Annotated in this window: 6 protein-coding genes; 4 read left to right on the top strand and 2 right to left on the bottom strand. The window is 72.7% G+C overall.

Annotated features, from left to right (window positions below):
* Positions 1-67: 67 nt before the first annotated feature.
* Positions 68-592, bottom strand: coding sequence for a hypothetical protein (locus tag E1264_RS44185; protein WP_165964615.1), 525 nt, complete (start codon positions 590-592; stop codon positions 68-70).
* Between the two features lie 128 nt (positions 593-720).
* On the opposite strand from E1264_RS44185, the gene E1264_RS39275 reads away from it, so the two are divergent.
* Both E1264_RS39275 and E1264_RS39270 read left to right on the top strand, forming a co-directional pair.
* A complete protein-coding gene (locus tag E1264_RS39275) occupies positions 721-1,653 on the top strand; it encodes a diacylglycerol kinase family protein (RefSeq protein WP_347813451.1) in 933 nt (310 codons plus the stop codon).
* Positions 1,654-1,946: 293 nt separating this feature from the next.
* Positions 1,947-2,201: a WhiB family transcriptional regulator gene (locus tag E1264_RS39270; RefSeq protein ID WP_132182107.1), complete on the top strand. Its 255-nt coding sequence runs from the start codon at positions 1,947-1,949 to the stop codon at positions 2,199-2,201.
* Between the two features lie 12 nt (positions 2,202-2,213).
* On the opposite strand, the gene E1264_RS39265 is transcribed toward E1264_RS39270, so the two are convergent.
* Positions 2,214-3,872 carry a PAS domain-containing sensor histidine kinase gene (locus E1264_RS39265; protein WP_132182105.1) on the bottom strand — a complete coding sequence of 553 codons (1,659 nt, stop codon included), beginning with the start codon at positions 3,870-3,872 and terminating at the stop codon, positions 2,214-2,216.
* 76 nt (positions 3,873-3,948) lie between these two features.
* Here E1264_RS39265 and E1264_RS39260 point away from each other — a divergent pair, with 76 nt between their 5' ends.
* Positions 3,949-5,121 (top strand): 8-amino-7-oxononanoate synthase, encoded by a 1,173-nt coding sequence (locus tag E1264_RS39260; RefSeq protein ID WP_243711448.1) that lies wholly within the window; start codon positions 3,949-3,951, stop codon positions 5,119-5,121.
* 109 nt (positions 5,122-5,230) lie between these two features.
* The coding region (locus E1264_RS39255; RefSeq protein WP_243711449.1) for a GntR family transcriptional regulator at positions 5,231-5,697 on the top strand (467 nt) is incomplete at its 3' end.

The raw sequence follows: 5,697 nt of genomic DNA, 5'->3' as shown, positions 1-5,697 counted from the left end.
GGGCTGGAGGACGGGCGCCGAGCGGAGCTCGTCCGTTGAATGGCGGTGGGTGGGGGCTGGAGGACGGTTAGTCCTTGGTGGGCTGTTCCTTCAGGCGGTCCTTGAGGCGCTGCCCCAGAGACCGCGGTTCACCGGGGCTCCGCACGGGCTCGGCCTCTTCCTGGGCGCCTTGGTCGCCTCGGTCGTCGTCCTCGCGGGTGTCGCCGTCCTCATCGTGATCGGTGATCAGCCAGGCCGTGCTCGGCGGGCTGAGCACGGTGATCAGCGCGAGGACGGCAACGGCCGCCATCGGGATCGCGATCGCCGGGCGGTCGCTCTGCCACAGCGACCATGCCACCGGCAGCGCGAACAGCTGCGTCAGCACCGCGGGGGCGCGGCTCCACTGGTCGGCGCGCCACAGCCCGCGAGCGCACGCGAGCATCCCGAGGCCGCCCGCGAGCGCGAGGACGGTGACCCCGATCGCGCTGGCCGGGTCGACGGCGGCGCCGGTGGCGGTCTCCACGCCGGTGTACACGCCGAAGCCGACGGCGGCGGCGCCCTCCACGGCCTCGAGGGCGGCGGCGGCCTGCACGGTGATGGGACGCTTGGACACAATCGAAAACCCTACTCGCCCCGCCCGGCGATCCCGCCCGAGGGCGGTTTCCGGCGGCCTGCCAGGGCGGCGGGGGAACACCGGGCGAACGCATCCGGAACGATCGATACCCTGACGCCGTGCGCGCCATGCTCATCGCCAACCCCAAGGCGACCTCGACCTCCCGGCGGGCCCGCGACATCCTGATGCGGGCCTTCACCGGCGACCTCGACCTGGTCCTCGCCGAGACCGGCCATCGCGGCCACGCCACCGAGCTGTCCCGGCAGGCGGCCGTGGACGGCTACGACGTCGTGATCACGCTCGGCGGCGACGGGACGGTGAATGAGGCCGTCAACGGGCTGCTGGCCCATGGCCCGTCCTCCGCCTTGCCCGCGCTGGCGGTCCTGCCGTCCGGCAGCACGAACGTCTTCGCGCGCACGCTCGGCCTGCCCGGCGACCCGATCGGCGCGACGAAGGCGGTCCTGGACGCGCTGCGCGCCGGGCGGCACCGCACGATCGGGCTCGGCACGGCCTCCCACGAGGGCGGCCCGGAGCGCTACTTCACGTTCTGCGCGGGCGTCGGGCTGGACGCCGAGGTCGTGCGGGAGGTCGAGCGCAGGCGCGCCGCCGGGGCCACCGCCTACAACTCGCTGTACGTCCAGACGGCGCTCCGGCATTTCTTCTCCGGCACCGACAGGCGGCATCCGGCCCTCACTTTGGAACAGCCCGGACGCCCGCCGAAAACCGGACTGTTCCTCGCGTTCATCTCCAATACATCGCCCTGGACTTTCATGGGACGGCTGCCGGTCAATCCGAGTCCGAAGGCGAACTTCTCGCGCGGCCTGGACGTGTTCGGCATGCGCTCGCTGGACGTCGGCCCGGCGCTCGGGGCGGTGGCGCAGATGCTCACCGCGCGTGCCCGCCCGGTGCAGGGACGGCACGTGGTGAACGTGCACGATGCGGCGGAGGTCACATTGCGCGCGGAGCGGCCCATGGCCTTTCAGCTGGACGGCGACTACCTTGGCGAACAGCACAGCGTGACGTTCCGATCGGTCCCGAAGGCAATACGCATCGTCATTTGAGGCTGTTAGGGCTGCCAGGTGAGAGCCAAGTAACACGCCCGTCCCGCGGGTGTGACACATGCGACATCCATACTTTGAGAATCCTTTCTCAAAGGTCTTGCGTCTGCCCGTACCCCCCTGACACGCTCAAAGTGCGCTTGCCGACATAGGGACCCCGACGACGCCGGTCCCCGTCTCGCAGCGCCGCCGAACATTCACCCCTGGAGATGGCTACAGCCACCCGGGCGTTCGCGACATGTGAAACCGTTCACAAGAGTGGAGCATCTCCACCACCTGACGAAGGAGTGGACCGCATGGACTGGCGCCACCGCGCAGCCTGCCGTGACGTGGACCCCGAGCTGTTCTTCCCGATCGGCAACACCGGACCCGCGATCCTGCAGATCGAAGAGGCCAAGCAGGTGTGCCGCCGCTGCGACGTGTCCGACGCCTGCCTGCGCTGGGCGCTGGAGTCCGGCCAGGACTCGGGCGTATGGGGCGGCATGGGCGAGGACGAGCGCCGCGCCCTGAAGCGCCGCGCCTCCCGCGCCAGGGCCCGCGCGGGCCTGTAGCGGGCCCGTCCCTCACGTGGTTCGGGGCGGTTGACGCCGTGAGGACTGGGCGTCGCCCAGGGGAATGTCGACGACCACCTCGGTGCCGCCACCCTCGCGGGGGCGGAAGTCCAGGTGGCCGCCCAGTTCCCCGACGATCAGCGTCCGGACGATCTGGAGCCCCAGGCTGTTGCTGCTCTCGACGTCGAAGTCCTCGGGGAGGCCGATGCCGTCGTCGGTGACGACCGTGACGAGACGGCGTCCCGAGGCCGGGCCCGCATCCGGGACGACGCGCGCGTGCTCGTCCGCCCCCGGCCAGTCGCCCCATACGGAGACGCCGCCCGGATCGCGGGGCGCCTCGCCGTCGCCGTAGCGGTGCGCGACGACCTCCAGCGTCCCGAAGCGGTTCGTCAGGCCGTGCTCCAGGGCGTTCTGGAGCAGCTCGGTGAGCGCCATCGCCAGCGGCGTGGCGACCTCGGCGGGCAGGACGCCGAAGCTCCCGGTCCGTTTCGGCGTGACCTTGGTCTCCGGCGTCGACACCTCCCCCGCCATCGTGATCACGCGGTCCGCGATGTCGTCGAAGTCGATCAGCTCGTCGGGGGTGTGCGACAGCGTCTCGTGGACGATCGCGATCGACCCGACGCGGCGGACGGCCTCGTCCAGCGCCGCCCGCCCCTCCGGGATCTGCAGCCGCCGCGCCTGGAGCCGCAGCAGCGCCGCGACCGTCTGCAGGTTGTTCTTCACCCGGTGGTGGATCTCCCGGATGGTGGCGTCCTTGGTCAGCAGCTCCCGGTCGCGCCAGCGCAGCTCGGTGACGTCCCGGCACAGGACGATCGCGGCGATCCGCGTCCCGCTGACGACCAGCGGGATCACCCGGAGCTGCATGATCGACCCGGATGACTCCACCTCCGCCTCGCGGGGCGCCCGGCCGGACAGGACGACGCTCAGCGCCTCCTCCATCGGCTCGCCCGTGTCGCACAGCTCGGCGGTGATCTGCCCGAGCGACTCGCCGACCAGGTCGGCCGGGTAGCCGAGCCGCCGGTACGCCGACTGCGCGTTGGGGCTGGCGTAGGTGACCCGGCCGGTTCGGTCCAGCCGCATCAGCCCGTCGCCGACACGCGGCGAGCGGACCATGTTGGGCTCCTCGCCCGGCGCCGGGAACGTTCCCTCGCAGATCATCGTGGCGAGGTCGCTGGCGCTCTGCAGGTAGGTCAGCTCCAGGCGGCTCGGCGTCCGGGCCGAGCTGAGGTTCGTGCTCCGCTGGATCACGCCGAGGACCTTGGGGCCGCGCCGCACCGGGATCGACTCCTCCCGGACGGGGATGCCGCTGCCCCACTCCGGGTCGCCCTCCCGGACGATCCGGCGTTCCCGCCACGCCACGTCGATCAGCCCGCGGCGTCCCGTCCGGACGACCTTGCCGACCAGGTCCTCCGGGTAGGCGGTCGGCCCGGTCGTCGGCCGCATCTGCGCGATCGCCACCCAGCCCGGGACGGTGGCGCCGGTGTCCGGCAGCGCGCGGCGGCCGCGGTCGGCGGGCAGCGCGTCCGCCGACCGGAGCGGCACCCAGAGCAGCAGGTCGGCGAACGACAGGTCGGCGAGGAGCTGCCAGTCGGACACCAGCGCGTGCAGCCACTCCAGATCGTCCTCGGTGAGGTCGCTGTGATCGCGGACGAGATCGGTCAAGGTAGGCACGCCACCATCATCGCCGATGGGCTTTGGTACCCGGGCGGGTCCCCCACCCGGCGCGCGACCTGGCAGGATGCCCCGCATGACCCCGGTACGAGACCCTCTGGCCAGGCTCCGCGACGCGGCGGCCCTCCGCGAGGACGCCGGGTTGCACCGGACGCTCCGTCCCCGCCCGCCCGGCTCCGGCGGGCTCGTCGACCTGGCGTCCAACGACTATCTCGGGCTGGCGGGCGACCCGCGACTGGTCGAGGGCGCCGTCGCCGCCGCCCGCGAGTGGGGCACCGGCTCCACCGGCTCCCGCCTCGTCACCGGGACGACGGAGCTGCACGCCGAGCTGGACCGGCGGCTCGCCGCGTTCACCGGCACCGCCGCCGGGCTCGCCTTCTCCTCCGGCTTCCTCGCCAACCTCGGCGCCGTCACCGCACTGTCCGGCCCCGGCACGCTCGTCGTGTCCGACCGGGTCAACCATGCCTCGATCGTGGACGCGTGCCGCCTCTCCCGCTCCCGCGTGGTGATCGCCCCGCACCGCGACGTCGCCGCCGTCGAGCACGCCCTGGCCGGCCGCAGCGAGGACCACGCGATCGTCGTCACCGACGCCGTCTTCTCCGTGGACGGAGACCTGGCGCCCCTGAAGGCCCTGCACAACGCCGTCCGGACCCACGGCGCGCTGCTGGTGATCGACGAGGCGCACGCGCTCGGCGTCGTCGGCGACCACGGCCGCGGCGCCGCGCACGCCGCCGGCCTCGCGGGCGAACCGGACGTGATCCTCACCGTGACGCTGTCGAAATCCCTCGCGTCCCAGGGCGGCGCGGTCCTCGGCGCCCCCGAGGTCATCGACACCGTGATCGACACCGGCCGGTCGTTCATCTTCGACACCGGCCTGAACCCGCCCGCCGCCGGGGCCGCGCTCGCCGCGCTCGACGTCCTGGAAACCGACCCCACCCTGCCCGGACGCGCCCGCGACCGCGCCCGCCGCATCGCGGCCCTCGCGGCCGGTTCCGGCCTGGAGACCGCGTCCCCGGCCGCCGCCGTCGTCCCGGTGGTCCTCGGCGAACCGCACGCCGCCGTCCGGGCCGCCGAGGTCTGCGCCGAGCACGGGCTCCGCGTGGGGTGCTTCCGGCCGCCGTCCGTCCCCGAGGGCCGGGCCTGCCTCCGCCTCACCGCGCGAGCCACGCTGAAGGACCCGGATCTCACCCTTCTGGAAGAGGCCCTGGCGAAGATCGCCTGTTCTACCGGCCGTAGTCTTCACACATAACATCGGGGAAAACCGGTGATGAACGTGAGGAGATGCCGTGACGGAGGTCAGGGGCGGGCCCCGGCACGGGGGTGGATTCGACGGCTTCGACCGCGCCTCACTGGGCGACATCGGCAAGCGCCACCCGAACCAGGCGCCCCGCATCCCCAAGTACTACAAGCTCAAGGAACTCCTCGTCGAGCTGATCCAGTCCCTGCCCCCCGGCAGCCCGCTGCCCCCTGAGCGGACCCTCGCCGAGAAGTACGAGACGTCCCGCACCACCGTCCGGCAGGCCCTCGCCGAACTCGTCGTCGAGGGACGCCTGCAGCGCATCCAGGGCAAGGGCACGTTCGTCGCCAAGCCGAAGGTCTCCCAGGAGCTCCAGCTCGTCAGCTACACCGAGGACATGCGGCACCACGGCCTGCGCCCCGAGACCCGCATCCTGGAGGCGGGCTACGTCAGCGCCGACGAACGCCTCGCCACCCTCCTCTGCATCCGCCCGGGCGGCCGGGTACTGCGCGTCCACCGGCTCCGCCTCGCCGACGGCGAGCCCATGTCCATCGACACCTCGCACCTCCCCGCCCGCCGCTTCCCCGG

The organism is Actinomadura sp. KC216, from assembly GCF_004348535.1.
GTDB lineage: Bacteria > Actinomycetota > Actinomycetes > Streptosporangiales > Streptosporangiaceae > Spirillospora.
The sequence above is the reverse complement of the archived record's forward strand: the minus strand, read 5'-3'. Positions and strand labels throughout refer to the sequence as shown.